This is a genomic window from Tessaracoccus sp. OS52 (assembly GCF_020687685.1).
GTDB lineage: Bacteria > Actinomycetota > Actinomycetes > Propionibacteriales > Propionibacteriaceae > Arachnia.
In genome coordinates this window covers 513,616-540,614 of record NZ_JAJEWM010000001.1, presented here as the reverse complement: position 1 = coordinate 540,614, position 26,999 = coordinate 513,616, and the positions used below count along the sequence as shown (strand labels likewise).

The following is a 26,999-nucleotide window of genomic DNA, read 5'->3' as shown; positions in this document are numbered from 1 at the left end:
GGATGCATCATGGGTAACTTCATCAGATCAGCCGTGGCCCTGTCCGCCACCACAGCCCTGGCGCTGTCAGCCGCGCTGTCCTATGAACCGCCGGCCCCGCAGGCCGTGCCGCAGGCGGCGGTGGCCGAGGCGGGTGCGGTCGTCGAGAAGGACCCGGGGAGGCCGGCCCGCGGCCCCCAGGTCGAACTCGGCGTCGAACGGCTGCTCAGCACCGAGCTGGGTCTCCTGGAGGGCAAGCGTGTGGGGCTGATCACCAATCCCACCGGGGTGGACCGTGAGCTGGTCTCCACGATCGACCTCCTGATCGCCAACGAGGAACGGGGCGGCTACGAACTCACCGCCCTCTACGGGCCGGAGCACGGGGTCCGGGGTGCGGAACCCGCCGGCGCCTACATCCCCACCTACATCGACGAGACCACCGGCCTGCCGGTCTACTCGCTCTACGGCGCCACCCGCAAGCCCAGCCCGGAGATGCTGGCCGACGTCGACGTGCTGGTCTTCGACATCCAGGACATCGGCACCAGGTTCTACACCTACATCTGGACCATGTACTACGCCATGGAGGCGGCCGCCGAACAGGGCAAGGAGTTCATCGTCCTGGACAGGCCGAACCCGCTCGGACCGGATTCCGAGGGATACGTGCTCGACGAGTCGCTCTCGACGTTCGTGGGGCTCAAGGCTATCCCCCAGCGCCACGGCCTGACCGCGGGCGAGCTGGCGCAACTTTTCAACGGGGAGTTCCTGGCGACGCCCGTGGACCTTGAGGTGGTCGAGATGACCAAGTACAACGACCAGTTCTTCGCAGATGGCTACGGTCTGGAATGGGTACTGCCCTCGCCGAACATCCCGACGCTGGAGACCGCCTGGGTGTACTCCGGCACGGGCCTGATCGAGTCGGTCAACGTCTCCGAGGGCCGTGGGACCACGACCCCCTTCCTCTGGTTCGGCGCCCCGTTCATCGATGAGGCCGAAGTCAACGCCCTCGTGGCTGACCTCAACTCACGCGAGCTGCCGGGCGTACGGTTCCGCCCCATGTACGCCACCCCAAGCACCTCCAAGCATGCCGGGAGGTTCTCCGGAGGCGTCCAGGTCCACATCACCGACCCCGCAGCGTACGAATCGGTGCGCACCGGAATCCACATCCTCGAGGCGCTGTTCGACAACGTCGAGGAGGTGGACTGGCGGGAGGGCGCAAACTGCCGGACCATGGCGCAGACCTGCTGGATCGACAACCTGAGCGGGACGAAGGATGTCCGTGCACAGCTCGACGCCGGCGTGGACGCCGAGACGATCGTCGCCGGCTGGGAGGCCGAGCTGGCAGCGTTCGACGCGATGGCCCAGCAGTACCGCATCTACTGAGCGACGAGCAACGGCAAAGCCCCGGGGCCAAACGGCTCCGGGGCTTCGCTGTGCTTGGGCGAATCAGTGCTTGTGCTCGTCCTGCTCTTCCGGCTTGTCCACCACGAGGGTCTCGGTGGTGAGCAGCAGGGAGGCGATGGAGGCAGCGTTGGCCAGAGCCGAACGGGTCACCTTGACGGGGTCGATGACTCCGTGCTCGATGAGGTTCTGGTACTCGCCGATGCGGGCGTTGTAACCGTGACCCGGCTCCATCTCCGCCACCTTCGAGGTGATGACGTAGCCGGCCTCGCCACCGTTCTCCGCGATCCAGCGGAGCGGCTCCGCGAGCGACTTGCGCACGATGGAGACGCCGACCTTCTCGTCCCCTTCGAGACCGAGGTCACCGTCGAGCACCTTGCCGGCATGGATTAGGGCGGAGCCGCCACCGGCGACGATGCCCTCCTCGATGGCTGCACGAGTGGCCGAGACGGCGTCCTCGATGCGGTGCTTCTTCTCCTTCAACTCCACCTCAGTGGCGGCGCCGACCTTGATCACGCACACGCCACCGGCCAGCTTCGCGACCCGCTCCTGGAGCTTCTCGCGATCCCAGTCCGAATCGGTGCGGGCGATCTCGGCGGTGAGCTGGGCCACGCGGCCCTGCACCTCGGAGTGCTCGCCGGCGCCGTCGACGATGGTGGTGTTGTCCTTGGTGACGACGACGCGACGAGCGCGGCCGAGCACCTCGAGGCCCACCTGGTCGAGCTTGAGGCCGACCTCGGCAGCGACGACCTGGCCACCGGTGAGGATGGCGATGTCCTCGAGCATGGCCTTGCGACGGTCACCGAACGCCGGCGCCTTGACGGCGACGGAGGTGAAGGTGCCGCGGATCTTGTTGACCACGAGGGTGCTGAGAGCCTCACCCTCGACGTCCTCGGCCACGATGAACAGCGTGCCCTTGGCCCCGATGACCTTCTCCAGCAGCGGCAGGAGGTCGTTCATCGACGACACCTTGCCGGAGTGGATCAGGATGTAGGGGTCCTCTAGCACGGCCTCCATGCGGTCGGCGTCGGTGACCATGTAGGGCGACAGGTAACCCTTGTCGAACTGCATGCCCTCGGTGAACTCGAGCTCCGTCCCGAAGGTCTGGGACTCGTCGACGGTGATGACGCCGTCCTTGCCGACCTTGTCGAAGGCGTCGGCGATGAGCGCACCGATCTGCTCGTCGCGCGAGGAGATGGTGGCCACCGAGGCCATGTCGTCGGTGGTGTCGACGGGGCGGGCGTTCTCACGGAGACGCTCGACGACGGCCTCAACGGCCTTGTCGATTCCCCGCTTCAGCCCCACCGGGTTGCCGCCGGCGGTGACGGCGCGCAGACCCTCGTGGACGAGGGCCTGGGCCAGCACGGTGGCGGTGGTGGTGCCGTCACCGGCAACATCGTTGGTCTTGGTGGCGACTTCCTTGGCCAGCTGGGCGCCGAGATCCTCGTAGGGATCGTCGAGCTCCACCTCCTTGGCGACGGTGACGCCGTCGTTGGTGATGGTGGGGGCGCCCCACTTCTTGTCCAGGACGACGTAGCGTCCCTTCGGGCCGAGGGTCACCTTGACAGTGTTGGCGAGGGCGTCGACGCCACGCTCGAGCGAGCGGCGCGCTTCCTCGTCGAACTGCAGGATCTTTGGCATGTGGTGGTTCCTTACTTGGTGACTACGGCGAGGATGTCGCGGGCGTTGAGGAGCAGGAGCTCCTTGCCGTCGTACTTGACCTCGGTGCCGCCGTACTTGGAGAAGATGACGACGTCGCCCTCGGCGACGTCCAGCGGGACGCGGTTGCCCTTGTCATCGATGCGGCCGGGACCGGTGGCCACGACGCGCCCCTCCTGGGGCTTCTCCTTGGCGGTGTCCGGAATGACCAGACCGGAAGCGGTGGTCTGCTCAGCCTCCAGCGGCTCGACGAGGACGCGGTCCTCGAGCGGCTTGATCGTGCTTGCCACGTCAAACCCCTTTCTGTGTATACCCGGCGGTGCCGGATCAGTGTCTAAGGTGAGTGTCCGGACGTCGTCGCGGTGCCGCCCGGGCGTTGGCACCCGACGGGGTCGAGTGCCAATCCCCAAGCTATACCCCAATTAGCACTCAGGCAAGCCGAGTGCCAGACACGAATCGGCAGGCAGATCTACCCGCGGATGATCCTGTGCAATGCGATCATCCTCGCCCGCGAGGCGCGGGCGAGGATGTCGAGTCGTTGACCGTCGCTCAGAAGTGCAGCTCGCGCGTGTCGATCTCGGCCACCTCGTCGCCGAGTTCCGCCAGCAGCGCGTGCCGCTCGTCGCGGCGCCGCTTCTGCTCGAACGGGTCCGGTACGGGAGCCGCGGCGAGGAGCCGCCTGGTGTACTCCTCCTTGGGTTTCAGCAGCACGTCGGCACGGTCGCCCTTCTCCACGACCTTGCCGTACTGCATCACGACCACACGGTGCGCGAGGGCGTCGATGACGGCGAGGTCGTGGGAGATGAACAGGCAGGCGAATCCGAAGTCGCGTTGCAGGTTGATCAGCATCTCCAGCACCGAGGCCTGCACCGAGACGTCGAGTGCCGAGGTGGGCTCGTCGGCGATCAGCAGGTCCGGCCGCAGGGACAGTGCCCGGGCGATGGACACGCGCTGCCGCTGGCCCCCCGAGAGCTCGTGCGGGTAGCGGTTGTAGGCGCTCTTGGGCAGCTGGACGGCTTCCAGCAGTTCAAGGACCTTCTGCTGCTGAGCCTTGCGGCCGCCGCCGAGGCGGTGCACGCTCATGGGCTCGGCGATGACGTCGCCAACCGGGAGCCGCGGGTTCAGGGACGCCGCCGGATCCTGGAAGATGATGCCGATCCGCCGGCGCAGCGCCATCGCACCATTGCCCTTGCTGGCCAGCGCGTCCTCACCGAGCACGCGGACGCTGCCACCGTGGGTGGGGATGAGGCCCAGCACCGCGCGGCCGATGGTGGACTTGCCGGAACCCGACTCCCCCACCAGCCCCACGATCTCGCCGCGGCGGACGTCGAAGGAGACGTCATCGACCGCGCGAAACGGCTTCTTGCCCGCGCGGTGGTACTCGATGATGACGTTGTTGACCTCGAGCGCCGGTTCCGCGTTCGCCTCCACGGGGTGCGGCGAGCCGCCGAACTGCCCGTGCCCTTCCCCGAGGTGCGGGACGGCATCCAGCAGGCGCTTGGTGTAGGGGTGCTGCGGGTTGAGCAGCACCTCGCCGACGTCGCCGCGCTCGACGATGTCGCCCTTGAACATGACGGCCACCCGATCAGCCATGTCCGCCACCACCCCCATGTTGTGGGTGATCAGCAGGATGCCGGTGTTGAGCTTGTCCTTCAGCGAGCGCAGCAGATCCAGGATGTCTGCCTGCACGGTCACGTCGAGGGCGGTGGTGGGCTCGTCGGCGATGATCACCTCCGGATCGCAGGCCAGCGCCATCGCGATGACGACGCGCTGGCGCATGCCGCCGGAGAGTTCGTGCGGGAACTGCTTGGCGCGACGCTCGGCGCCCGGGATGCCGACGGCGTTGAGCAGGTCGACGGCGCGAGCCCAGGCCTCGCTGCCATGGGCGATCCCGTGCACCTCCATCGCCTCGGTGAGTTGCTCACCGATGCGGATGACCGGGTTCAACGCGGTCATGGGCTCCTGGAACACCATGGCGACGCGACGCCCGCGGATGGCCCGCAGGCCACGCTCGGACAGGTCGTTGATCACCTTGTCGGCGACCTGGGTCTCGCCGCCGATCCGGGCGTTGGACGGCAGCAGGCCGAGCGCCGTGGTGGCGGTGACCGACTTGCCTGAACCGGACTCGCCCACCAGGGCGACGACCTCCCCGGGCATCACCTTCATGTCCAGGCCCTTGACGGCGTGCACGACGCCGAACTCGGTCCTGAAGTCGACGTTCAGTCCGCGGAACTGGAGGACCGGGTCGGTCTCGGCGTCGTAAGTGGATTCGTGTTTCATTTGGTTGTACCTCAGTCCATCTGCTGGCGCGGGTCGAAGGCATCGCGGAGGCCGTCGCCGATGAAGTTGACGCACAGCGCGATGGTGAGGATCACGACGCCGGGCCACCAGAACAGCCAGGGCCTGGTGGTGAGCGCGTTCTGGTACTGCGAGATCAGCAGTCCGAGCGAGGTGTCCGGGGGCTGGACGCCGAATCCGAGGAACGACAGCGCGGTCTCGGTCAGGATCGCGGCCGCGATCAGCAGCGTGGCGTTGACCACGATGGTGCCCAGTGCGTTGGGCAGGATGTGGCGCACGATGATGCGGCGGGTGGGGGTTCCGATGGCGCGCGCTGCGGCGACGAACTCACGCTCCCGCAGCGAGAGCACCTCCGCACGCACCAGCCGCGCGAGGCCGGTCCAGGACACCAGCCCGAGGACGACGGCGAGCGCCCAGACGCCCGCGCGGGAGGCCATCTGGCCCAGCACGGCGGCCAGGACCAGCGTCGGGATGATGATGAACAGGTCAGTCATGCGCATCAGGAAGGCCTCGATGAGGCCCCGGACGTAACCGGCCGCCGCTCCGATGACGGTGCCTATGAACGTGGCCAGCAGGCCCACGGTGAAGGCGATGAACAGCGAGATCTGGGTACCACGCATCACCTGCGCGAAGTAGTCCTTGCCGATGGTGTCCTGTCCGAGCGGGTGCTCGCCGATGGAGAAGGGCCAAAGCGTCAGCGTCGGCTGCCCGCTGTTGACGGGCGGGTAGAGGCTCGTGTAGTCCTTCGGCCACCAGCCGGGGATGGGGCCGATGCCGATCGAGGTGAACGCCATGAGCACCACGAGCAGCAGCAGCACCAGGGCGATCATCGCCGCACGGTGCCGGACGAAGCGCCGGAGCACCAGCGCACCCTGGGAGTAGGACTTGTCGGTCTTGCCCTCGAGGTCCTCCTCGACGGTGAGCAACGCCGCGGTGGCGTCCACCTTGTCCGGCTCGTCCGCGTTGATGGGGGGCAGGTTCTGGTTGTCGTTGCTCATCGGGTGATCCTCGGGTCAAGCGCCGCGTAGGCGATGTCCGCCAACATGTTCATGACCACCGCGGCTGTGCCGGTCACGACGTAGAAGCCCATGACGGGCGCCGGGTCCACCTGCAACAGGCCCACCCGGAAGAGGTTGCCCATGCCCTGCCAGCCGAAGACGCTCTCGGTCACGACGGCGCCGGCGATGAGGGCCGCGAAGTCGAACGCGATGATGGTGGCCAGCGGGATCAGGGAGTTGCGCAGGGCGTGCCGGGTGATCACCTTGCGCTCCGAGATGCCCTTGGAGCGCGCCGTGCGGATGTAGTCCTGGTTCAGCACGTCCAGCATCGACGCCCGGGTGTAACGGGTGTAGCCGGCGATGGAGATCAGCGTCAGGACGATCGTGGGCAGCAGCAGGTGGGTGAGCGCGTCGATGAAGTGGCCCCAGTAGGAGGACGTGAAGTTCGGGCTCGCCGCACCGATCGTCGGAATGGGGCGGGGCATCTGCTGGAGGTAGCCGGCCCAGTTGCTGAGCAGCAGGTCCGCCAGCGCGAGCAGGGATGCGATGGCGGCCAGGATCAGCGACGAGGAGACCGCCTGCTTGCGGGAGAACCCGCCCAGTGCGATACCCGCCACCACGGCGATCACGACGGCGGCCAGGAGGCAAAGGAACAACTTCAGGGTGCTTGGGTCGGTCATCAGGTTCCCCCGCACCACCGCGTAACCGACGATCGCCGCGAGCGCGGTGACGCCGACGGCGTTGCGGACCCGCTTGTTCCCGAAACCGGAGCTCATGGTGACCACGACCACCCCAGCCCCGAGCACCGCGAGGATGAAGATCGGCAACCCGATCGCGGGACGCCGGAACCAGGTCACGGCGTCGAAGTAGAACATGAGGCCCGCGAGGACGACGGCAGTGGCGCCAGCGGTGATGAGGCGTCGCCTGACGTCACCGCCCATGGCGGCCTGGACGACGAAGGCGCCCAGGACAGCGGCGATGATGATCGTCGCGGGACTGAATGCCGCCTCAACTATCCAGTTGTTGAACTCGATGGCTGCGTAGTGCTTCAGCAGCACCGCGGCCCAGAAGACGGGCAGGGAGAAGAACACGAACGCCATCAGCGTGGTGGCGTAGTCGAAGCCGCTGTACTGGCGCACGGCGCTGATCACTCCGAGAGCGACGCCGATCACGATGGCGAGCAGCGTGGCGAGCACCACCAGGCGCAGTGTGGACCCGGCCGCCTGTGCGACGAGGTTGGTCACGTCCTGCCCGGAGGCGTTGGTGCCCAGGTCGCACTGTCCCACGAAGCACCCCAGCGCACCGCGGAGCCAGTTGAAGTACCGCAGCCACCACGGCACGTCCAGCTGCATGTTCGCGGTCCGCTGCCGGATCAGGTTCTCACGGTTGGGCGCGTTGGACTCGCGCAGGTCCTCGAGCGGATCCCCGGAGTTCACGGTCAGCACGTAGAGCAGCACTGAACCCAGCAGCAGGATCATGGTGGAGATCCCGAGCCGCTTGGCGATGAATTTGATCACGAATGGTCCTTACATAGTTCTGCCCGGACGACGTCGTCGAGCCCGCACCGAGCGCCCCCAGCATAGGGTACGAGCCTGTATCGAACGTCACGGTGCCTTGAACACGCTTGGGGCGGGTGGCCACGGAGGCCACCCGCCCCAAACTGTTTCTCACCTAGTACCGCGGCTCAGCGAGCCTCAGTTGAGGACCCACTGGCTTGCGTTCCAGCTGATCCCGTTCTGGGCTGCGGTCGGGCGCACGTTCTGGAGTCGTGCGTCCCAGGCTGCAACACCAGGGTGGGCGTACAGCGGGATGCCGAACAGGTCGTCCCACAGCAGCTTCTCGATGACCTTGACCTGCTCCGCGTGGACCTCGGGATCCAGGCTCGTGGCCAGGGTGGTCCAGGCCTCGTCGACCTCAGGGTTGGAGTATTCGCCGTAGTTCTGCGGCAGGTTGGTCGCGTAGATGTTCTCACCCGAGGCGATCTGGCCGGAGCCGGCCCAGGCGAACAGCGCGACTTCGTAGTCACCGTTGGGCAGCGCGACCTCGAAGAAGTCCTCGGCCGCGGTGTCCTGGACGTCGAAGCCGGCTTCCTTGCAGGATGCCGCGATGGCAGCCACCGTCTCAGTGCGACGCTGGTTGCCCGCACGGTAGCCGAGGCGGACCGTGACGGGGGTGGTGACGCCGGACTCGGCGACCTTGGCCTTGGAGGCCTCGATGTCGACCGCGTCGTAGCGACCGTCGTAGGCGGTCGAGACGACCTCGTCGTAGTTGTCCTGGAAGGGGAACACCTCGCGGGCATTCATGACTTCGGCGGCCGGATCGACGGGCTTGACCAGCGAGTCGACGATTCCCTGGCGGGGAACGCACAGCGCGAAGGCTTCGCGGAGGGCGAGGCCGCCCTGCGACTCGGAGAAGGCGCTGGTGTCGCGGAAGTTGAAGTCGAGGTGCTCCCAGGTGAGCTGGGCGAAGCTCTCGACGGTCACGGACGAGCCGATCGCCTGGAGTTGGGCCAGGGTGTCGACCGTGGGCTGGGGCTCGATGGCCTGGACGTCACCGTTCTGGAGCGCCTGGGACATCGCGGCGTCCTCGATGAAGCGGAAGATCAGGTCCTGGGTGCCCGCGGGGGTGCCCCAGTAGCTCTCGTTGGCGGTCAGGGTGAGTGCGGTCTCCTCCCAGCCTCCGGCCTTGATCTTGTAGGGGCCGCTGGAGGGGATGAGCGCCTCGTCGGGCAGTTCGCCCGGGTTGAAGGCCCAACCGGTGTTCCAGAAGTCAGCCGCCTGCTTCACGGTCTCGGCATCCTTGTCGAGGATGGCCTGCGCGAAGGCCTCCGGCTCCAGGCCGGCCTGTTCGGCGACGACGTGGGACGGGAGCGCAGAGGTGATGATGATGCGGTAGTCAGGGTTCTTCTTCTCGAAGGTGACCGTGAACTCCTTGGCGCCCACCTCGCCCACCGGGCCATCCGGGGCGTCGGCTGCGAAGCTGGTGCTGACGTGGTCGAAGACGGCCACGGCTTCCAGGTCCTCGCCACTGGCGTAGCCGGGCACGAGCCACTCGGGGTTCTGGCTGGCGTAGTCCATCAGGTAGTCGTTGATGGTGACCGGGGTGCCATCGGACCACACGGCGTCATCACTGATCGTGTACTTGACCTGCAGCGGGTCCTCGGAGACGACCTCAAGGGTGCCGAACTCGGTGTTCTCGCAGATGGAGCCGTCGGTGCCGAAGTAGACGAATCCGGAGAACATCTGGTCGGAGACGGCGTTGTTGTACGTCGAGTACGTCTTGCTCGTGACGGAGTTGTAACCGCTCCACGAGCCGGGACCGACGGTGACGGCCACCTGGCCCTCAGCGGTGTCGCTGATGCCCACGTCCTGGAGGCAGCCGGCGGCGCCCTCGGAGGCGTCGGGGCTCTCGCCCTCGCTCGGCTCCGTCGTGGCGTCCTCGGTGGTTTCCTCAGTGGTTTCAGCAGTGGCACTTGGGTCGGTGGTGGGATCTTCCTCGGGCGTCTCGCTGGTGCAAGCTCCGAGCAGCAGCGCGCTGCTCAGCACAAGGCCCAGGGCCGCGCCTGATCTCCTGAACTTCATTCTTTCTCCTCGTCGTGGTCCGACATGCCCAACATTGGGCTCAATGACCGGGACAATAGTCTGGATTTGTGGCCAATGGGGTCAACGAGGGCCTAAGACACCAGATCGTTACCCAAAAGTGGCCTTTTCCACGCTCCGAGGGGCCTCGGGAACCGTTTTCAGGTCACCCTGCGCGCCATCACCGCGACGGCACCGCGAGGGGTCCTCGAAAGGATCAGCGTGGCAATCCCCGGACCGTGGGGTTTCAGCCGCCGACGAAGTTCGGCCGGGTCGACGTCGATCCCCCGCAATTTGATCTCGAGGTTGCCGATCCGGTTGTCCCGCAGGTGGGTGCGGATCGCCTTCAGGTCGTGGGGCAGCACCGCGGTCACCTCGAAGCACTGCGCCAATGGACTCTCGAGCGGCTCGTCGCTGGAGAGGTAGGCGATGTGGGGGTCCAGCAGCCACAAGTCATGATCGGGAGCGATCTCGGTGACCAGACCGGACCGCACGACGGCGTTGTCCGGCTCGATCAGGTACCTCCCGACGTCGGCCACCGGCAGTTCGCGGAGCGCTTCCGGTGCCCTGAGCTCGATCGGGGCACCTCCTGAGCGCGGGGACACCACGGCGCTGCGGCCGGGAGGCCGCCGGTTCCACAGCGACACCTCCACCACCGATCCGCCGTCGGACACCCACGTGGCGGCCACGCCGTCGGGGATCAGTTCCTTGGGCAGCCCTGGGCCCAGCTTCACGCAGGTGAAATGGGGACCCGAGAGGTATCCCGTAACCACCGACCAGGGCGGAGTGAAGTCGCCGACGTCCCAGGTGCGGCCACGAGCGGTGCGGCGGGCCGGGTCCAGAAATACGCCCGCACCCTCGGGGACCTCGATCTCCTCGGCCAGTCCCTGGACGACGGCCGGGCCGCCGACCAGCGCGAGGTTCGCCGTCGCGAAGGATGCAGTGAGCGGGTCCGCCTCGACGCCGTGGGCCTCCAGCCCTGCGTCGGCGAACGCCATGGTGTCGGCTCCCAGCCCGCACCCCAGGTCCCACACCTCCCGCACCCCGGCGCCCGCGAAGATCCGGGCCCGCCACTGGGCGACGTTCCACCTGGTGGCCTGCTCGAGCCCGGTCGAGGTCAGGAACATCTCACCAGCACGTGGCAGTTTCTGCTTGGCTCGCCGTCGCAGGGACACCTGGGTGAGGGCGTCGGCAGCGAGTTCCGGCGGGAACTGCCTTCGCATGCGCTCGCCCGCGCCCACCGACGTCGGGTCCGGCTCGGCGCTGGCCGCCTCGAGCGCGGCCCGGCCCTGCGGCGAGAGGATGTCCACGCCCTCCAAGGTAGTGCCCCTGTAACCTGTTGCGACGAGGAGGTCGACGTGACAAGGCTGGACGTTTGGCTGTGGTCGGTGCGGTTGTTCAAGACCCGCTCCCTGGCAACCAACGCCGTCAAGGGCGGCCACGTCCGCCTGAACGGCGATCCGGTGAAGCCTGCCCACGTCGTGAAGGCCGGGGACCGGGTGAGCGTCAAGGAACCGGGTTGGGTCCGGGAGTTCGAGATCGTGGAGTTGCTGAGCAAGCGCGTCGGTGCACCGGTGGCGGTCAAGGCATACCGGGACCTCTCCCCGGAGCGCCCGGCGCACCTCGCGAACCCGGTGGCGAGGCGTGACCGCGGCGCGGGCCGCCCCACCAAGCGCGACCGTCGCGCCATCGACAGGTTGATGGGCCACGTGGACCCCTTGGACTGAGCCTCCGGGCGCGCTTGCTTCGGGGGTGGGATTCCAGGACGCGAACTCGGCGTGTCGTGGACGCGAGCCGTCCACGACACGCCGAGTTGGCGTCCGCGGATCAGACGACGATCGTCGACACCGGCAGTCCGGAGTTCGCTCCGAAGTCCGGACGCGACGGCGCCAGCCCGGCCAGGACCACCTCCGAGCCGACGGCGGCGACCATCGCGCCGTTGTCCGTGCACAGCGCGGGGCGCGGACGGCGCAGCTCGATCCCTGCGGCGTTAGCGCGCTCCTGGAGGAGAGTGCGCAGACGCGAGTTCGCAGCCACTCCCCCGCCCAGCAGGATCGTCCTCGTGCCGTGGTGACGCGCGGCGTCGACGGCCTTGGCCGTGAGCACGTCGCAGACCGCCTCCTGGAAGCTGGCGGCCACGTCGGCGACCGGGACGTCGAGGCCGTCGAGCCGACGCTGCTCCACCCAGCGGGCGACGGCTGTCTTCAGGCCGGAGAAGCTGAAGTCGAAGCGGTGCCTCTCCAGGTCATGGCGGGCGGTCAGTCCCCTTGGGAACCGGATGGCCAAGGGATCGCCTTCGGCCGCGAGCTTGTCGATGACCGGTCCACCCGGGTAGGACAGCCCCAGCAGGCGGGCCACCTTGTCGTAGGCCTCGCCCGCGGCGTCGTCGATGGTGGAACCCACCTCCGTGATGTCTGTGGCGATGTCGTTCACGTGCAGCAGCGAGGTGTGACCGCCCGAGACGAGCAGGGCGGTGCTGGGCATCGGCAGCTCGCCGTGGTCCAGCAGGTCCACCGCGACGTGGCCGACGAGGTGGTTGACACCGTAGAGGGGCTTGCCCAGGTAGGCAGCGAGCGCCTTGGCCGAGGAGATCCCCACCAGCAGTGCTCCCATGAGTCCGGGTCCGGCGGTCACCGCCACGGCGTCGACGTCGGCGAGGTCGACGTCGGCCACCTCGGCCGCGCGGTGCAGCGTCGGGATGATGGCTGACAGGTGTGCGCGGCTGGCGACTTCCGGCACGACGCCGCCGAACCTGACGTGCAGATCCACTGAACTGGCGACCTCGTTGGCCAGCAACTCCCGGCCCCGGACGATGCCGACGCCGGTCTCGTCGCAGGAGGACTCGATGCCGAGCACGAGCGGTCCGCTCATTTCGCTGCCTCCATTCCCCAGAGGCCGATGGCGTCCAGGTCCAGCCCCTGCAGGGGCAACTCCATCACCAACGCGTTGGCGCCTGCCGCGTAGTAGTCGCGCCGAACGCCGATGTCCCGGAAGCCGTAGGTCCGGTAGAACGCGATCGCCACCTCGTTGTCCTGCCTGACCTCCAGCACCATCCGGGACGCACCGGACTGCTTGGCCCAGTGCAGTCCCGCCAGCAGCATCACTCGTGCGAAACCGCGCCGCCGGTAGCCATCGGCAACCACCACCCGGTGCAGGTCCGCGGTGTCCCCGACGCACTGGAAGGTGGCGGCTCCCACCACCCGGTGGGGGGCGCCGTCCTCGTCCACGCGGGAAACCAGCACGAACCGGTCCTGGGCGGCCAACTCCTCGGCCCACAACTGCTCGCTCCACCGCTCGCGCTCGGGGAACCACTGCTCCAGCGCCACCAGACCTGCCAGGTCCGAGGCGACTGCCGCCTCGACGATCATCGCTTCACCCGCAATCGCGGGAGCGCGGACTTGGGCGGTCCACCGACGGTGGCGTCGGCCGGTCGCAGGTAGTAGGGCTCGTCCCCGGCGGGGACCAGTTCCGTCCAGCGCGCAGCCAGGACTGCGGGGTCCAGCTCGGTGGGGCCCCCGTCGGCGAACCGGACCCTGGACCGGAAGTTCTCGGGGACCGCGCCGGCGACGGGCAGGTCCGGTAGTTCCTCGGGTGCGGTGACCCTTGGCTGGCCCACGCGTGCCCCGTCGCGGTAGTGCGCCCAGTACAGCTCGTGGCGGCGGGCGTCGGAGGCGATGACGAACTCCGATGGCGCGTCGGACCACTGCAGTGCGACGGCGTCCAACGAGCACACGCCGCGGGGATCCTTCGCGGCCAGGGCGGCGAGGGTCCAGGCGGCCGCGACGCCCACGCGAAGCCCGGTGAACGGTCCCGGCCCCATGCCGACGACGAACTCGTCTAGGCTTGTCAGCGCCACATCGTGGGCCGCGCACAGTGCGCTCACCGCGGGCATGAGGGCCTCACCGTGCGCACGGGTGTCCTTGATGACGGTGGCTCCGACCGGGACGCCGTCGCGGGCCAGTCCCGCCGCGACGTGGAAGGAGGTGTCTATGGCCAGGGTCCAGGTCATCGCAGCTCCCGCAGTGGTTCCAGTGCCCCGGCCCAACGCTGCCCGACGCCGTCGAGCAGGACGGTGCGGGCATCGTCGGCGGAGCCCCTCTCGATGGTGATCTCCAGCCGGTCCTCGGAGAGCCATTCGGCCATGCCCTCGCCCCACTCGACCATCGTGACCGAGTCCAGGAGGGACTGGTCGAGGTCGATGTCCGCCAGTTCGGCGCCGCCTCCCAGCCGGTAGGCGTCGACGTGCACGAAGGCCGGGCCGGCGTTCAGCGACTCGTGGACCCGGGAGATGATGAACGTGGGTGAGGTGACCTGCCCGGAGACACCAAGTCCCTGCCCGATCCCCTGCGCCAGGGTGGTCTTCCCAGCCCCCAGGTCACCCGAGGCGATGATGACGTCGCCCTTGCGGAGCAGCCCGGCGATCCTGCGTCCCAACTCCTGCATCGCCTCGGCCGTGGGCACGCGCAGGCTGATGGGCAGGGGGCGAGAAAGGATGTAGCCGACTTCCGTCTCGCGCGCCACGCGGAAACCATGGCGCTGCCACCACGTCAGCAGTTCGGGGAACTCCCGCCGGGTGAGGAGTTCGACGGTGTGACAGCCCTCCTCGGCGGCCAGGGTCGCGGCTCCCTCGACGAGGCGGTGCGCCAGCCCGCTGCCGGAGTGTTCCGGCAGCACGCTGACCCGCCTCAGCGTCGCCACGCCGTCGGTCACCTTGATCAGTAGGCAGGCTGCGAGTTCGCCGTCGATCTCAAGGCAAACGCCGAGGCCCTCCCGCAGCGCGACGACGATGTCATCGACGGTGTCGGAGAGTGCCTCGGCAGGCGGATCCACCGGCCGCCGGGCGGCGAACGCGGAACGGATCACGCGCAACATCTGGGTGGCGTCCCCCTCGGCGGCCAGCCGGAGGGACGCCTCGGAGGAAGCGATCATAGGGAAGCGATTCTATCCCCGCCTCAGCGGTGGTCGCGACGGCGTCCCCCACGACGGAATCCGCCCTGTCCGCCGCCGCCGTGGCCGCCGTAGCCACCGCGCTTGGGGGCGCGGCGCTGCTGCTGCTTCGGGGCGATGATGGCCAGGTAGTCCGCCTCGGGAATCGGGGTGTCGGACGGGATCCGGGCACCCGTGGCCTCGCGGAGTTCGACGCTGCCGGGATGGACCTGCAGCGGCGTCGCGCGCACGCCCGCCTGGTCCGCGATGCGGCGGACCTGGTTGCGCTGGTGCGGCAGCACGATGCTGACGACGGAACCGCTCTCCCCCGCGCGGGCGGTGCGTCCTGCACGGTGGAGGTAGTCCTTCGGGCCCATCGGCGGATCCACCTGGAGCACGAGCGAGACGTCGTCGACGTGGATGCCGCGGGCCGCGACGTCGGTTGCCACAAGGACCCGGACTGTGTCCTCCTTGAAGGCCGCGAGCACGCGGGCACGAGCACCCTGGGTCAGGCCACCGTGCAGGGCCCCGGCGAGCACACCGGCGTCGCGGAGCTGGCCGGCGATGCGGTCGGCACCCATCTGGGTGCGGGCGAAGATCAGGCTCTTGCCCTCGCGGTTGGCGATCTCGGCGGTGATGGCGTTCTTGTGGTGGGGCGCCAGTTCCAGGAAGTGGTGCGTCATCGTCGTCACCGACGCCTGGCCGGAGTCGACCTCGTGCGTGACCGGGTCGTGCAGGTACTTGCGCACGATCTTGCCGACGGCCCCGTCGAGCGTGGCGGAGAACAGCAGTCGCTGGCCGTCCGCGGGGACCGCGTCGAGGATCGTCTGGACGTCGGGCAGGAACCCGAGGTCGCTCATGTGGTCGGCCTCATCGAGGACGGTGATCTGGACCTGCGAGAGGTCTGCGGCACCCTGCTCGAGCAGGTCGATCAGACGGCCGGGCGTGGCCACGACGATGTCGACGCCGCGCTCGAAGGCCCGGATCTGGGGACCGTACGGCATGCCGCCCGCGATCAGCGTGAGGTCGAGCTGCACGGCCGCGGCCAGCGGCGAGAGGTTGTCTGCGATCTGGAGGGCCAGCTCGCGGGTCGGCGTCATGATCAACGCGCGCGGCGAACCGACGGCGTCACCCGCAGCCAGGCGGGTCAGCAGCGGCAGACCGAACGCGAGCGTCTTGCCCGAGCCCGTACGACCGCGGCCCAGGACGTCGCGGCCTGCGACGGCGTCGGCGATGGTCGCTGTCTGGATCGGGAACGGCTCGGTGATGCCCTTGGAGGCCATTGCGGCGACGATCGGGAGCGCGACGCCGAGCTCGGCGAAGCCGGAGGCCGCGTCGGCCTCGGAGACCTGGAGGTCCACGGCCTCGGCCGCCTGCCAGCTCATCTGGTCGGACTCGGGTGATCCGCCGTCGTGGTCACGCGGGGCCGATTCACGCCAGGAGCTGCGCTCGCTGTGGTGCTTGCGGGGGGCGTGGTCGCTGAAGTCGCGGGCAGGACCGCGTCGGTCACGGCGCTCGCCGGTGCCCTCCGTGAAGTGGCGCACGTTGCGGGGACGCTCGGAGCGGTCGCCGGCCTCGCCCCACTTGCTGGGACGATCGTCACGGTTGAACGGCCGACGGTCGTCGCGGGCGGGACGGTCGTCACGGTTGAAGGGGCGACGGTCGTCACGGGCGGGACGGTCATCACGGTTGAACGGACGCCGGTCATCACGAGCGGGACCACGATCGTCGCGGTTGAACGAGCGGCGGTCGGAGCCGCGGTCATCGCGGTTGAAGGGGCGACGGTCGTCACGGGCGGGACGGTCATCACGGTTGAACGGACGCCGGTCGTCACGCGCCGGACCGCGGTCATCACGGTTGAACGGACGCCGGTCGTCACGCGCCGGACCGCGGTCATCACGGTTGAACGGACGCCGGTCGTCACGCGCCGGACCGCGATCATCGCGGTTGAACGGACGCCGGTCGTCACGAGCCGGACCACGGTCATCGCGGTTGAAGGGGCGACGGTCGTCACGGGCGGGACGGTCATCGCGCTTGAACCGGTCGTCCCGGGTGAAGCTGCGGCGCTCGCCACCACGGTCCTCGCGTCCGGAGTCGCGGCTGCCACGGTCGTCGCGACGGAAGCCGGTTCCACGGTCTGGGGTGCGGTCGCTGCGGCTGGCTCCGCGGTCCTCGGAGCCGGTGCTGCGCTCGCCGCGGTCGTCACGGGTGGCGAAGGAGCGCTTGGCCACTTCACGCTGACCGCCACGGGTGCGGGGACCGTGCCCCTTGGCGGCGCGCTCTGCTGCGCTCCAGCGCTTCTTGGGGGTGCCGTCCACCTTGTGGGACTTGGCGACTTTCTTGTTGGGCATAGCCATGATGTGTTGCTTCCTTCGCGGTGAGAGGCGGGCCCAACAACGGGTTTGCGTTGGGCACGGCGCGTCTCGTCACATCACGGGAAATCAACTACAAGACGGCCGATGGACGTGCCGCAAGGGGGCACGTCGCTTGGGTGCTGGCTGGGGCGGAGCAGGAGTCCGAACCCGGGAGAATTCGAAACCGAGCCAGATCGGTTCGCGACTGCCAGAAGTGGCAGACCTGTACATCCTACCCCGTCGCGACCCTCCCGCCCAAACTGCCACTGAGGCGGTCCCCTCCACCGGGTGCACCCAACGTGACCCTCATCGTCATCTGGTGTTCACCCGACGTTTGTTCGCCCCACCCCGGGTGGTTACCCGCCCGACTAGACTCGGAGTCGTGCGAGTCGCAATCGTGGCCGAATCCTTCCTCCCGCAGGTCAATGGCGTGACCAACTCCGTCCTGCGGATCCTGGACCATCTCCACGACCACGGGCACCAAGCGATGGTGATCGCCCCCGCCGACGGCAACCGGACGCCCACCCACTACCGCGGGTTCCCCGTCCACGCCGTCAGCTCGATCGGTCTTCCCGGCTACGAGGTCGTCCGGGTGGTGACCACTCCGTCGTTCAGCATCGAACGAATCCTGGCGGCGTTCAACCCCGACGTCGTGCACCTTGCCGCACCGTTCGTCGTCGGCTACAAGGCGGCGACGGCCACGGCAAAGCTCGGGATCCCGATGGTGGGGATCTACCAGACCGAGGTGGCCTCCTACGTGTCCCGTTACGGCTTCCCGCAGCTGGAACCCCTGTTCTGGCACCACCTGCGCCAGGTCCACTCGCTCGCCACGCTCAACTTCGCGCCGTCGACGTTCGCGCGCGAACAGCTGCTGTCGCAGGACATCCCGCGCGTCGGCGTCTGGGGCCGTGGCGTCGACTCTGTCCGTTTCCATCCGGCCAAGCGTTCCCGGCGACTTCGTGCCAGGCTGGCGCCGGGCGGGGAACGTCTGATCGGCTACATGGGCCGTCTGGCCAGCGAGAAGCAGGTGGAGGACCTGGCGGCCCTCGCGGATCTACCCGGCACGCGGACCGTGATCATCGGCGACGGCCCACTGCGCGCGCAACTGGAGCAACTGCTACCCACCGCCAAGTTCATGGGACAGCTCGACGGTGAGGAACTCGCCACCGCGCTGGCCTCCCTGGACCTGTTCGTCCACCCCGGAGAGCTGGAGACGTTCTGTCAGGCCATCCAGGAGGCCAAGGCGTCGGGGGTCCCGGTGATCGCACCGCACCGGGGCGGCCCCATCGACCTGGTTGACCAGTCCCGAACGGGGTGGCTGTACAAGCCCGGGGATCTGGCTGGAATGCGCAGCCACGTCATCGACCTCATCGGTGACGACGCGAAGCGACGCGCGTTCGGTCTGGCCGCCCGTCAGTCCACCCTCGACCGTACCTGGGACAACGTCTGCGCCGCGTTGGTGGTGCACTACGAGGAGGCCATCCGCCTCTCGGTGCGGCGCCGGCTGCTGGCAGCCTGAGTCTCCTCGTCGTCGGCTACCCGTCGCTGGGCGCGTGCGCGTGGTAGGTGTCCTGCTCCTCGGTGAACTGCTTCACGGGAGCCACCACCTCGATGGTCTGGTCGTTGTCGAACTCCAGCACACAGGCGATCTCCTCGGAGCCGGCCGGCAGCTGCCTGGTCAGCCCCATCAGCATCACGTGTGGCCCACCCGGCGCCATGTGCAGGTGCGACTCCCGGGGGACCACGAGTCCGTTCTCGGCCTTGCGCATCACCATGTCGCCGTCGAGCATCACCATCTCGTGGATCTCTGCAGCCTCCGCGACGTCGCCGCAGTCGGCGCCGATGATGGAGACGTCCTCGGGGCCGGGGTTGGTGAGGTTCACGTACAGCGCCGTCATCTCGGGCATCTGCGCGCCGTCGGTGGTTCGGACCCAGGGATCGGCCGCGATCACTCCGGTGACCCGTCCCTCCGCACCCGCGTCCCCGCAGGCTGTCAGGACCAGAAGGGCGACCAGGGCGAGAGGTGTCAGCTTCACCGGGCCAGATTATCGCCGGGTGACGCGTCGCCCTAAACTGGCCGCATGTCCCAGCCGGTCAACCGTCGCGCCCTCCTCGGGTACGCGGGGGCGGCGGGTGTCGGCGGGGCTGCCGGCTTCCTCGGCGGCCGGGTCACTGCGCGCGGCGAGGTGCCGGATGCGGCGGTGCGCGTGGCTGGGCTGGTCCACGACCCCCACGGCCCCCACCAGCCCGGAATCCTCACCCCCTCCCCGGCCTCGCACCGGCTCGTCGCGCTGGACCTGCTGCCCGGAACCGACGCGGCTGCGCTTGGCCGCCTCATGCGGGTGTGGACCCCCAGCATCCGCGCCCTGATGGCCGGCCGGGCCGCCCCGGGCGATACCGCGGCCGATCTGGCGCTCGCCGGCGTCTCGCTGTCGGTGCTGGTGGCCTTCGGCGAGGCGGTCTTCGAACTCGAGGGCCTCGAGAAGCGCAGGCCCGCGGGCTTCCAGCAGGTCCCGGCGATGGATCACGACCGCCTGGAAGAGCGCTGGGTGGGTGGGGACCTGCTGCTGTGGGTCTGCGCCGACGACGACACGTCCGTGGCCTACGGCACGCGGCGCCTGCTGCTCGACGCTGCCCCGTTCGCCTCCCACCGCTGGACCCAGTCAGGGTCCTGGCGAGGGATCGGGCCGGGAGGCGCGGCCGCCACAGGACGAAACCTCTTCGGCCAGTTGGACGGCACCGGGAACCCAGTGGGTGATGCCCTCGACGCGGCGGTGTGGTCCCGGGACGGCTGGCTCGCGGGCGGTACGCAACTGGTGGTCAGGCGCATTCGGATGGACCTCGACCACTGGGACACCGCCATCCGCGACCGCCAGGAGAAGTCCACCGGACGTCGCCTCGACACGGGCGCCCCGCTGCACGGCGCCGACGAACACGAAGCCCTCGACCTCTCCCTTATGGCTGACGGTGTGCCGGTGATCCCACTGGACGCCCACGCGCGGCGCGCGCACCCGTCGGAGAACCGTGACCGCGCGATGCTCCGCCGCTCGGCGAACTACTCCCACGTCGACGATTCGGGTACCGCCACCTCGGGGCTGATCTTCGCGGCATTCCAGGCGAGCATCGCCGAGCAATTCATCCCGGTCCAGCGTCGCCTCGACCAGCTGGATGCGCTCAACGAGTGGACGACGGCGATCGGCTCGGCCGCCTTCGTCGTGCCACCCGGATACGGCCCTGAGGGCTACGTCGGGGAGACCCTGCTCGCCTGACTAGGGAACAAGGATCAGCTTGCCGGTGGTGCGCCGACCTTCCAGTGCGTCGTAGGCGTGTGCTGCCTGGTCGAAGGTGTACTGGCCCCCGATGTCCAGCTTTACCTCGCCGGTGCGCAGCCACTCGAACAGCTCTGCGGCCCTGCGCTCGAACTCGCCACGTTCGGCGACGTAGTCGCCCAGTGTCGGCCGAGTGACGTAGAGGGAACCGCCGGAGTTGAGGCGCTGGAGGTCGAAGGGTGGCACCTGTCCGCTGGCGCCCCCGAACAGCACCAGCATTCCCCGGCGCTTCAAGGACGCGAGTGAGGCGTCGAAGGTGGCCTTGCCGACGCCGTCGTAGACCACCTCGACTCCAGCGGGCTCGATCTCCCGGACCGCGGCGGCGAGGTCATCGACCTCCGAGTAGTTGATGGTGTGGTGCGCCCCGCGCTCCCTGGCGATCCGCAACTTGGTCTCGCTGCCCGCAGTGGCCACCACTGTCCCCCCGCGCGAGGCAATCAGCTGGACCAGCAACTGTCCGACCCCACCGGCGGCGGCGTGGACCAGCGCGACGTCGCCCTCCCGGACCGGGTAGGTGGACGTGACCAGGTAGTGCGCCGTGAGCCCCTGCAGCATCGCCGCGGCGGCGTCGGTGAGACTCACCCCTTCGGGCACGGCCACGAGTCTGGTTGCGGGAACGTTGACCCGGGTCGCCTGGCTGGAGCCGGACTGCGCCCAGGCCACCCGGTCACCGACCGAGAAGCCCGTCACGCCCTCTCCCACCGCCGCGACCGTCCCTGCGCCCTCATTGCCGAGCACGAACGGAGTGGGAGTCGGGTAGACGCCCTGGCGCACGTAGACGTCGAAGAAGTTCACGCCTGCTGCGGCCACCTCGACCTGTACCTCACCCGGCCGGGGCTCAGCCACCTCCCACTCCAGGACCTTGAGGACGGAGGAATCACCTGGTTCTGTGACGACGACGGCGCGTGCGGTGCTCATGCCCCAACCCTAGTTCGCTGGCAGCGAGCCGAGCACCTCCGCGAAGAGTTCTGCGAGCCGGTCCGGAGGGTGCGGTCCGGGGAACCGGGCCGCCGTCATCGCCTGCAGCGACGCGGCCAGCAGAGCGGCACGCTCGGCCGGCAGTCCGGCCGCCAGCAGGGTCCCGCAGACGCCAGCCAGCACGTCGCCCGAACCGGCCTGGGCGGTCCAGGCGGGGCCCGCGACGGCGGTGGTGACGTGTCCGTCGGGCGTAGCGACGTACTGGGTGCCGCCCTTGAGCAGCACCGTGGCACCGAAACACCGCGCGGCCTCCAGCGCGTGCTGGACCGGTTCCGCCTCCACCTGTCCACGCCCGGTTTCCAGGAGCCTGGCCAGCTCCCCCGCGTGCGGGGTCAGCAGCGAGTTGTCCGGCAGGCGCGTCGGCAGCAGAGTCAGGGCATCGGCGTCGACCACCAGCGGCACCCCCCTATCGATGGCGGCAAGCAGCCGCGCAGGCGCGGCGCCGTCGCCCCACCCCGAGCCCACCACCAGTGCCTGCACGCGGCCGTCGGAGACCACGACGCTGGGGAAACGCGACACGATGAGCTCGGTTGGGGCATCGCCCAGGTAGCGCACCATGCCGGCACCCGAGTGCAGGGCGCCCGAACAACCCAGCAGCGCGGCACCGGGATACTGCGCCGAGCCGGTGTCGATCCCCACCACCCCTCGGGTGTACTTGTGGCTCTGGCGGTCCGGGAGCGGCCACCAGTCGGCCACGTCCTGGTCAGTGATGGCTTCGAAGTCAGGCATGTCCCCAGTCAACACCTCACCGGCCTCAGGCCTCGCAGACCACCAGGGCAGTGGCGAACCCACCGTCGTGGGAGATCGAGAGGTGCAGCTTGGAGATCCGGAGCTCAGCCACGCGGGCAGCCACCGTCCCCGTCACGACGAACCTGGGCACTCCCCCGTCGGTCTTGACGATCTCACAGTCAGTCCAGCGCATGCCCCCGGGCGAGCCGAGCGCCTTGGCCAAGGCTTCCTTGGCTGCGAAGCGAGCCGCCTGGGACTGGATGGACAGGGCTCGCTCCGCAGGGGTGAGCAGGCGCTCGCGCAATCCGGGACGGCGCTCCAGCATCGCCTCGAACCGCTCCACCACGCACAGGTCCGTGCCGACGCCGATGATCACCGGGTCAGCCTAGCCCGGCCGGCGGCAGCTCACTCGACAGTGACCGACTTCGCCAGGTTCCGGGGCTGGTCGACGTCGTGGCCCTTCAGCGTCGCGAGCTCACAGGCGAACAGTTGCAGCGGCACGATGGCGAGCAGCGGCTGCATCAGCGTGGAGACGGGCGGCAGTTCGATGAAGACCTCTGCGTTGGCGCGGGCCTCCTCGTCGGAGGCGTCACCCAGCACGATGGTCTTGGCGCCGCGAGCCCGCACCTCCGCGATGTTGGAGATCACCTTGTCGCGCAACTGGTCACGGCCCTTGGGCGGGACCACCACGAAGATCGGCAGATCCTGCGAGACCAGGGCGATGGGGCCGTGCTTCAGCTCACCCGCCGCGAATCCCTCGGCGTGGATGTAGGCCAGCTCCTTGAGCTTGAGTGCACCCTCCAGCGCGACGGGGTAGCCGACGTGGCGACCCAGGAACAGCACGGAGGTGGCGTCCTTGAGATCCGCGGCCAGGTCGAGGACCGTCTGCTGCTCGTCGAGGAGCTTCTGCAGGGCCTCCGGCATCCGCTCCAGTTCGGACAGGAGCGCGGCGATCTCGTCGCCGTACTTCATGCCGCGGACCTGGGCCAGGTAGAGGCCGAGGAGGTAGCAGGCCACGAGCTGGGTGGTGAAGCCCTTGGTGGACGCGACGCCGATCTCCGGCCCGGCGTGGGTGTAGATGACGGCGTCGGACTCGCGCGGGATGGTGGCGCCGTTGGTGTTGCAGATGGCGATCACCTTGGCGTGCTGCTCCCGGGCGTGACGGATGGCCATCAGGGTGTCGGCCGTCTCACCCGACTGGGAGATGGTGACCACGAGGGTCATCGGGTCGATGATCGGGTCCCGGTAGCGGAACTCACTGGCCAGCTCCACCTCGCAGGGGAGCCGGGTCCAGTGCTCGATCGCGTACTTGGCCACCAGACCGGCGTAGAACGCCGTGCCGCAGGCGACGATGACGATCTTGTTGACGCGGCGCAGCAGCTCGGGGCTCATCCGGAGCTCATCCAGCATCAGCTCGCCGTGCTCGTTGAGGCGTCCCAGCAGGGTGTCGGCCACCGCCTTGGGCTGCTCGAAGATCTCCTTGCGCATGAACCAGTCGTAGCCCTGCTTCTGGGCGGCCGCCAGGTCCCAGTCCACCCGGAACTCGTTGGTCTCGGCGGGCGCACCGTCGAAGGTGGTGACGTTGACGCCGTCGCGGGTGAGTTCGACGACCTGGTCCTGTCCCAGCTCGATGGCGTCGCGGGTGTGCTCGATGAAGGCGGCCACGTCGGAGGCCAGGAAGTACTCCCCTTCCCCGATGCCCACCACCAGCGGGGAATTGCGCCGGGCGGCCACCAGCCGGTCAGGGTCCCCCGCATCCAGCGCCACCAGGGTGAAGGCGCCGTCCAGGCGGCCGACCACGGTGCGCATGGCCGCGGGCAGGTCCGCCCCCCTGGCGACTTCGCGCGCCAGCAGGTGCGCGGCCACCTCGGAGTCGGTCTCGGAGGTGAAGCGCGCCCCGTCGGCCTCGAGTTCGGCCCGGAGGGCGGAGTGGTTCTCGATGATCCCGTTGTGCACGACGGCGACCCGCGGGCCCGCGACGTGGGGATGCGCGTTCTCGTCGGTGGGTGCTCCGTGCGTCGCCCAGCGGGTGTGCCCGATCGCGGTGCCTGAGGAGGGCAGCGGATTGGCCTCGATCTCAGCAGCCAGGTTGGCGATCTTGCCCGCCTTCTTGCGCCACTGGACCGCGCCGTCGCTGGCCAGCGCAGCGCCCGCCGAGTCATATCCGCGGTACTCCATCCGGCGCAAGCCGGACAGCACCATCTCGAGTCCGTCACGGTCACCCAGGTATCCAACGATTCCACACATGGCGACAACCGTACAGGAGGAATGCGCATTTCTTGACATTGAGCCCCGGGCGTGGTTCGGAGTTGACAGGGCCCGGATTGTTTGCTTCTTCCGCGCTGCTACCGCTGGTCCGGGGGACGACATACGCGCAAAGCAGGCTGGGCCGGGCTGCCGCCGCCGGGCCGCTGTTAGGCTTGCGCCCCTAGACAACTTGACTCTGGAAAGGTCACTGGTGGCTCGTCCGTACGTGGTGCTGCGCAGGAGGGCGTGGGCGGCACTGGCCGACACAACCCAGATCGATCTCGACGACGCCACCCTCACCCGCTTGCGCGGCCTCGGTGACCCCACCTCGAGTGCGGACCTTCGCGAGATCTACCGCCCACTCACCCAGCTCCTGCACCTCTACATGGCCAACACGGGCAACCTGGTCGACGACAGCAACCACTTCCTCAGGCTCAGGGTCCGACGCACCCCGTTCGTGATCGGCGTGGCCGGCTCGGTGGCCGTCGGCAAGTCCACCACCTCCAGGCTGCTGCAGGAACTGCTGCGGCGAGCCCCCGGCCACCCCAAGGTGGACCTGGTCACCACCGACGGTTTCCTGTATCCAAACGCCGAACTCGTTCGCCGCGGCCTGCTCGAACGCAAGGGATTCCCGGAGTCCTACAACCGGCGGGCGCTGCTGAAGTTCGTCACCGACGTGAAGTCCGGCGTGCCGCTGGTGACCGCACCGGTGTACAGCCACATGGTCTACGACATCGTGCCGGGCAAGCACATCGTCGTGAACAGCCCGGACATCCTGATCGTCGAGGGTCTCAACGTCCTGCAGCCCGCCAGAGTGGAGACCGACGGCACCGCCGGGCTCGCGGTGAGCGACTTCTTCGACTTCACGGTCTTCGTAGACGCCGACGAGGCTGACATCAAGGAGTGGTTCGTCGAGCGGTTCATGGCGCTCCGGGCCACTGCGTTCCGGGACGACCGGAGCTTCTTCCGGCGCTACACCGAACTCACCGACGAAGAAGCCATTGCCGGCGCCAACCAGGTCTGGGACACCATCAACGGCCCCAACCTGCGCCAGAACATCGCCCCGACTCGGGGCCGCGCCACCGCCATCCTCCGAAAGGGTCCCGACCACAGCGTCGAGACCATTGCCATCCGGAAGCTCTGAGCAGCCGCCCGACGGCGTTCAGCGGCCGAGCCGGACCCTCACCTTCTCCGCGAGCCGGTCAGCGATCTGCTGCGCCTGCGGCAGCGTGGGCGCCTCCACCATGACGCGCACCAGCGGTTCCGTACCCGAGGGCCGCAGGAGCACCCGACCATCGGAGCCCAGTTCCTCGGCCGCGGCCGCGACTGCGGAGGTCACCTCGGTGTCGACGCCCGCGCGCAGCTTGTCCACGTTGCCGACGTTGACCACCACCTGCGGGAGCACCTGCATCACCCCGGCCAGTTCCTTCAAGGACTTGCCGGTGCGCGCCATCCGCGCTGCGAGATGCAGGCCGGTGAGCACGCCGTCGCCGGTGTTGGCGAACTCGCTGATGATGACGTGGCCGGACTGCTCGCCCCCGAGCGCGAACCCGTTGGCGTTCATGGACTCCAGCACGTAGCGGTCCCCGACCTTCGTGCGGTCGAGCTTGATGCCGTGGGCGGCAAGGGCATGGGTCAGGCCCAGGTTGCTCATCACGGTGGCCACGACGGTGTCTGCGTGGAGCTTGTGGTTCTCCGAGAGTTCCAGGGCCAGGATGGCCAGGATCTGGTCGCCGTCGACGACGTTGCCCTCGTGGTCCACGGCCAGGCAGCGGTCAGCGTCGCCGTCGAGCCCGATCCCCAGATCAGCGCCCTCCTTGACGACCCTTTCCCGCAGCGACTCGAGGTGGGTGGAACCGCAGTTGTGGTTGATGTTGATCCCGTCGGGATCCGCGTGGATGGCGACGACGTCGGCACCCTGGGTGGCGAAGGCACTCGGTCCGGTCATGTACGCGGCGCCGTTCGCGCAGTCGATGACGACCTTCAGGCCGTCCAGGGAGCCATCGTTGCCAAGCGAGCCCACCAGATGTGCCACGTAGGCCTCCACCGCACCCTTGTCGCTGCGGATGCGCCCGACGGCAGCACCGGTGGGCCGCTCCCAGTCCTCTCCCATGCGCGCCTCGATCGCGTCCTCCAGGAAGTCGTCGAGCTTCACGCCACCCTTGGAGAAGAACTTGATGCCGTTGTCCGGCATCGCGTTGTGGGAGGCGGAGATCATCACGCCGAGGTCGGCGTCCAGTTCATTCACGAGGTGGGCCACCGCCGGGGTGGGAACGACCCCCAGCCGCACCACGTCGATTCCAGCGGACGCCAGGCCCGCCACGACGGCGGCCTCGAGGAACTCGCCACTGGCCCGTGGATCCCGCCCCACGAGGGCGGTGGCGCGGCGACCGTTGAAGACGCCGGCCTCCCCGAGGATGTGGGCCGCAGCCACCGAGAGGTCGAGGGCCAGTTCGGCGGTCAGTTCGACGTTGGCCACGCCACGCACGCCGTCGGTTCCGAAGAGTCGTTCCATGCGCGCCAGTC

At 68.7% G+C, this 26,999-nt stretch carries 24 protein-coding genes; 6 read left to right on the top strand and 18 right to left on the bottom strand.

Annotation, left to right across the window (positions count from 1 at the left end):
* Window positions 1-9: 9 nt before the first annotated feature.
* Window positions 10-1,359, top strand: coding sequence for an exo-beta-N-acetylmuramidase NamZ domain-containing protein (locus tag LKO27_RS02430; RefSeq protein ID WP_227735302.1), 1,350 nt, complete (start codon window positions 10-12; stop codon window positions 1,357-1,359).
* Between the two features lie 63 nt (window positions 1,360-1,422).
* On the opposite strand, the gene groL is transcribed toward LKO27_RS02430, so the two are convergent.
* The 7 genes from groL to LKO27_RS02395 all read right to left on the bottom strand — a co-directional run bounded on the left by groL (window position 1,423) and on the right by LKO27_RS02395 (window position 11,220).
* Window positions 1,423-3,018 (bottom strand): chaperonin GroEL, encoded by a 1,596-nt coding sequence (gene groL, locus LKO27_RS02425; RefSeq protein ID WP_227735301.1) that lies wholly within the window; start codon window positions 3,016-3,018, stop codon window positions 1,423-1,425.
* Window positions 3,019-3,029: 11 nt separating this feature from the next.
* A complete protein-coding gene (groES, locus tag LKO27_RS02420) occupies window positions 3,030-3,326 on the bottom strand; it encodes a co-chaperone GroES (RefSeq protein ID WP_227735300.1) in 297 nt (98 codons plus the stop codon).
* A 259-nt stretch (window positions 3,327-3,585) separates the two neighbouring features.
* Window positions 3,586-5,316 (bottom strand): ABC transporter ATP-binding protein, encoded by a 1,731-nt coding sequence (locus LKO27_RS02415; protein WP_227735299.1) that lies wholly within the window; start codon window positions 5,314-5,316, stop codon window positions 3,586-3,588.
* 11 nt (window positions 5,317-5,327) lie between these two features.
* Window positions 5,328-6,332 carry an ABC transporter permease gene (locus LKO27_RS02410; RefSeq protein WP_227735298.1) on the bottom strand — a complete coding sequence of 335 codons (1,005 nt, stop codon included), beginning with the start codon at window positions 6,330-6,332 and terminating at the stop codon, window positions 5,328-5,330.
* Entirely contained in the window at window positions 6,329-7,849 is a 1,521-nt protein-coding gene (locus LKO27_RS02405; protein WP_227735297.1) for an ABC transporter permease, read from the bottom strand. Before LKO27_RS02405 ends, LKO27_RS02410 begins: the two co-directional genes overlap by 4 nt.
* A 177-nt stretch (window positions 7,850-8,026) precedes the next feature.
* Window positions 8,027-9,913 carry an ABC transporter substrate-binding protein gene (locus tag LKO27_RS02400; RefSeq protein WP_227735296.1) on the bottom strand — a complete coding sequence of 629 codons (1,887 nt, stop codon included), beginning with the start codon at window positions 9,911-9,913 and terminating at the stop codon, window positions 8,027-8,029.
* Window positions 9,914-10,071: 158 nt separating this feature from the next.
* Entirely contained in the window at window positions 10,072-11,220 is a 1,149-nt protein-coding gene (locus tag LKO27_RS02395; RefSeq protein ID WP_227735295.1) for a class I SAM-dependent methyltransferase, read from the bottom strand.
* A gap of 48 nt (window positions 11,221-11,268) precedes the next feature.
* On the opposite strand from LKO27_RS02395, the gene LKO27_RS02390 reads away from it, so the two are divergent.
* The gene (locus LKO27_RS02390) at window positions 11,269-11,637 is read left to right on the top strand and encodes an RNA-binding S4 domain-containing protein (RefSeq protein ID WP_227735294.1); all 369 of its coding nucleotides are present in this window, start codon (window positions 11,269-11,271) and stop codon (window positions 11,635-11,637) included.
* A 100-nt stretch (window positions 11,638-11,737) separates the two neighbouring features.
* On the opposite strand, the gene tsaD is transcribed toward LKO27_RS02390, so the two are convergent.
* Genes tsaD through LKO27_RS02365 form a run of 5 tightly spaced genes read right to left on the bottom strand, consistent with a single transcriptional unit; the run spans window position 11,738 to window position 16,380 of the window.
* The gene (gene tsaD / locus LKO27_RS02385; RefSeq protein WP_227735293.1) at window positions 11,738-12,781 is read right to left on the bottom strand and encodes a tRNA (adenosine(37)-N6)-threonylcarbamoyltransferase complex transferase subunit TsaD; all 1,044 of its coding nucleotides are present in this window, start codon (window positions 12,779-12,781) and stop codon (window positions 11,738-11,740) included.
* Window positions 12,778-13,278, bottom strand: coding sequence for a GNAT family N-acetyltransferase (locus LKO27_RS02380; RefSeq protein ID WP_227735292.1), 501 nt, complete (start codon window positions 13,276-13,278; stop codon window positions 12,778-12,780). Before LKO27_RS02380 ends, tsaD begins: the two co-directional genes overlap by 4 nt.
* The gene (gene tsaB / locus LKO27_RS02375; RefSeq protein WP_227735291.1) at window positions 13,275-13,919 is read right to left on the bottom strand and encodes a tRNA (adenosine(37)-N6)-threonylcarbamoyltransferase complex dimerization subunit type 1 TsaB; all 645 of its coding nucleotides are present in this window, start codon (window positions 13,917-13,919) and stop codon (window positions 13,275-13,277) included. Before tsaB ends, LKO27_RS02380 begins: the two co-directional genes overlap by 4 nt.
* Window positions 13,916-14,839 (bottom strand): tRNA (adenosine(37)-N6)-threonylcarbamoyltransferase complex ATPase subunit type 1 TsaE, encoded by a 924-nt coding sequence (gene tsaE, locus LKO27_RS02370; RefSeq protein WP_227735290.1) that lies wholly within the window; start codon window positions 14,837-14,839, stop codon window positions 13,916-13,918. Before tsaE ends, tsaB begins: the two co-directional genes overlap by 4 nt.
* A gap of 23 nt (window positions 14,840-14,862) precedes the next feature.
* Window positions 14,863-16,380: a DEAD/DEAH box helicase gene (locus tag LKO27_RS02365; protein WP_227735289.1), complete on the bottom strand. Its 1,518-nt coding sequence runs from the start codon at window positions 16,378-16,380 to the stop codon at window positions 14,863-14,865.
* Here LKO27_RS02365 and LKO27_RS02360 point away from each other — a divergent pair.
* Together LKO27_RS02360 and LKO27_RS02355 are read left to right on the top strand one after the other, a co-directional pair.
* On the top strand, window positions 16,372-17,217 hold the full coding sequence (locus LKO27_RS02360; RefSeq protein WP_227735288.1) for a hypothetical protein: 846 nt from the start codon (window positions 16,372-16,374) through the stop codon (window positions 17,215-17,217). The two genes, LKO27_RS02365 and LKO27_RS02360, sit on opposite strands and share 9 nt — an antisense overlap.
* Before the next feature lie 355 nt (window positions 17,218-17,572).
* Window positions 17,573-18,709 carry a glycosyltransferase family 1 protein gene (locus LKO27_RS02355; protein WP_227735287.1) on the top strand — a complete coding sequence of 379 codons (1,137 nt, stop codon included), beginning with the start codon at window positions 17,573-17,575 and terminating at the stop codon, window positions 18,707-18,709.
* 16 nt (window positions 18,710-18,725) lie between these two features.
* Here the strand turns inward: LKO27_RS02355 and LKO27_RS02350 are convergent, their stop codons facing one another.
* On the bottom strand, window positions 18,726-19,226 hold the full coding sequence (locus LKO27_RS02350; RefSeq protein WP_227735286.1) for a copper chaperone PCu(A)C: 501 nt from the start codon (window positions 19,224-19,226) through the stop codon (window positions 18,726-18,728).
* A gap of 45 nt (window positions 19,227-19,271) precedes the next feature.
* Between LKO27_RS02350 and LKO27_RS02345 the strand changes: the two genes are divergently transcribed.
* On the top strand, window positions 19,272-20,459 hold the full coding sequence (locus LKO27_RS02345) for a Dyp-type peroxidase (protein ID WP_227735285.1): 1,188 nt from the start codon (window positions 19,272-19,274) through the stop codon (window positions 20,457-20,459).
* On the opposite strand, the gene LKO27_RS02340 is transcribed toward LKO27_RS02345, so the two are convergent.
* From LKO27_RS02340 to glmS, 4 genes are read right to left on the bottom strand one after another with little or no spacing between them, the layout of a single operon-like run.
* Window positions 20,460-21,437 (bottom strand): quinone oxidoreductase, encoded by a 978-nt coding sequence (locus LKO27_RS02340; protein WP_227735284.1) that lies wholly within the window; start codon window positions 21,435-21,437, stop codon window positions 20,460-20,462.
* Between the two features lie 9 nt (window positions 21,438-21,446).
* Window positions 21,447-22,226 (bottom strand): NAD(P)H-hydrate dehydratase, encoded by a 780-nt coding sequence (locus LKO27_RS02335; RefSeq protein WP_370629929.1) that lies wholly within the window; start codon window positions 22,224-22,226, stop codon window positions 21,447-21,449.
* 25 nt (window positions 22,227-22,251) lie between these two features.
* The gene (locus tag LKO27_RS02330; protein ID WP_227735283.1) at window positions 22,252-22,602 is read right to left on the bottom strand and encodes a holo-ACP synthase; all 351 of its coding nucleotides are present in this window, start codon (window positions 22,600-22,602) and stop codon (window positions 22,252-22,254) included.
* Between the two features lie 29 nt (window positions 22,603-22,631).
* Window positions 22,632-24,473 carry a glutamine--fructose-6-phosphate transaminase (isomerizing) gene (gene glmS, locus LKO27_RS02325; protein WP_227735282.1) on the bottom strand — a complete coding sequence of 614 codons (1,842 nt, stop codon included), beginning with the start codon at window positions 24,471-24,473 and terminating at the stop codon, window positions 22,632-22,634.
* Between the two features lie 190 nt (window positions 24,474-24,663).
* On the opposite strand from glmS, the gene coaA reads away from it, so the two are divergent.
* Window positions 24,664-25,617, top strand: a complete 954-nt coding sequence (gene coaA, locus LKO27_RS02320; RefSeq protein WP_370629927.1) for a type I pantothenate kinase — start codon at window positions 24,664-24,666, stop codon at window positions 25,615-25,617.
* An 18-nt stretch (window positions 25,618-25,635) separates the two neighbouring features.
* Here coaA and glmM read toward each other — a convergent pair whose 3' ends face one another.
* Window positions 25,636-26,988 (bottom strand): phosphoglucosamine mutase, encoded by a 1,353-nt coding sequence (gene glmM, locus LKO27_RS02315; protein ID WP_227735280.1) that lies wholly within the window; start codon window positions 26,986-26,988, stop codon window positions 25,636-25,638.
* Window positions 26,989-26,999 lie beyond the last annotated feature (11 nt).

Bases quoted from the DNA above. Each gene is read 5' to 3' on its own strand.
- LKO27_RS02430 (WP_227735302.1), top strand. From the start codon at position 10: ATGGGTAACTTCATCAGATCAGCCGTGGCCCTGTCCGCCACCACAGCC.
- groL (WP_227735301.1), bottom strand. From the start codon at position 3,018: ATGCCAAAGATCCTGCAGTTCGACGAGGAAGCGCGCCGCTCGCTCGAG.
- LKO27_RS02415 (WP_227735299.1), bottom strand. From the start codon at position 5,316: ATGAAACACGAATCCACTTACGACGCCGAGACCGACCCGGTCCTCCAG.
- LKO27_RS02410 (WP_227735298.1), bottom strand. From the start codon at position 6,332: ATGAGCAACGACAACCAGAACCTGCCCCCCATCAACGCGGACGAGCCG.
- LKO27_RS02400 (WP_227735296.1), bottom strand. From the start codon at position 9,913: ATGAAGTTCAGGAGATCAGGCGCGGCCCTGGGCCTTGTGCTGAGCAGC.
- tsaD (WP_227735293.1), bottom strand. From the start codon at position 12,781: ATGAGCGGACCGCTCGTGCTCGGCATCGAGTCCTCCTGCGACGAGACC.
- LKO27_RS02380 (WP_227735292.1), bottom strand. From the start codon at position 13,278: ATGATCGTCGAGGCGGCAGTCGCCTCGGACCTGGCAGGTCTGGTGGCG.
- tsaB (WP_227735291.1), bottom strand. From the start codon at position 13,919: ATGACCTGGACCCTGGCCATAGACACCTCCTTCCACGTCGCGGCGGGA.
- tsaE (WP_227735290.1), bottom strand. From the start codon at position 14,839: ATGATCGCTTCCTCCGAGGCGTCCCTCCGGCTGGCCGCCGAGGGGGAC.
- LKO27_RS02345 (WP_227735285.1), top strand. From the start codon at position 19,272: ATGTCCCAGCCGGTCAACCGTCGCGCCCTCCTCGGGTACGCGGGGGCG.
- LKO27_RS02340 (WP_227735284.1), bottom strand. From the start codon at position 21,437: ATGAGCACCGCACGCGCCGTCGTCGTCACAGAACCAGGTGATTCCTCC.
- LKO27_RS02335 (WP_370629929.1), bottom strand. From the start codon at position 22,226: ATGCCTGACTTCGAAGCCATCACTGACCAGGACGTGGCCGACTGGTGG.
- glmS (WP_227735282.1), bottom strand. From the start codon at position 24,473: ATGTGTGGAATCGTTGGATACCTGGGTGACCGTGACGGACTCGAGATG.
- glmM (WP_227735280.1), bottom strand. From the start codon at position 26,988: ATGGAACGACTCTTCGGAACCGACGGCGTGCGTGGCGTGGCCAACGTC.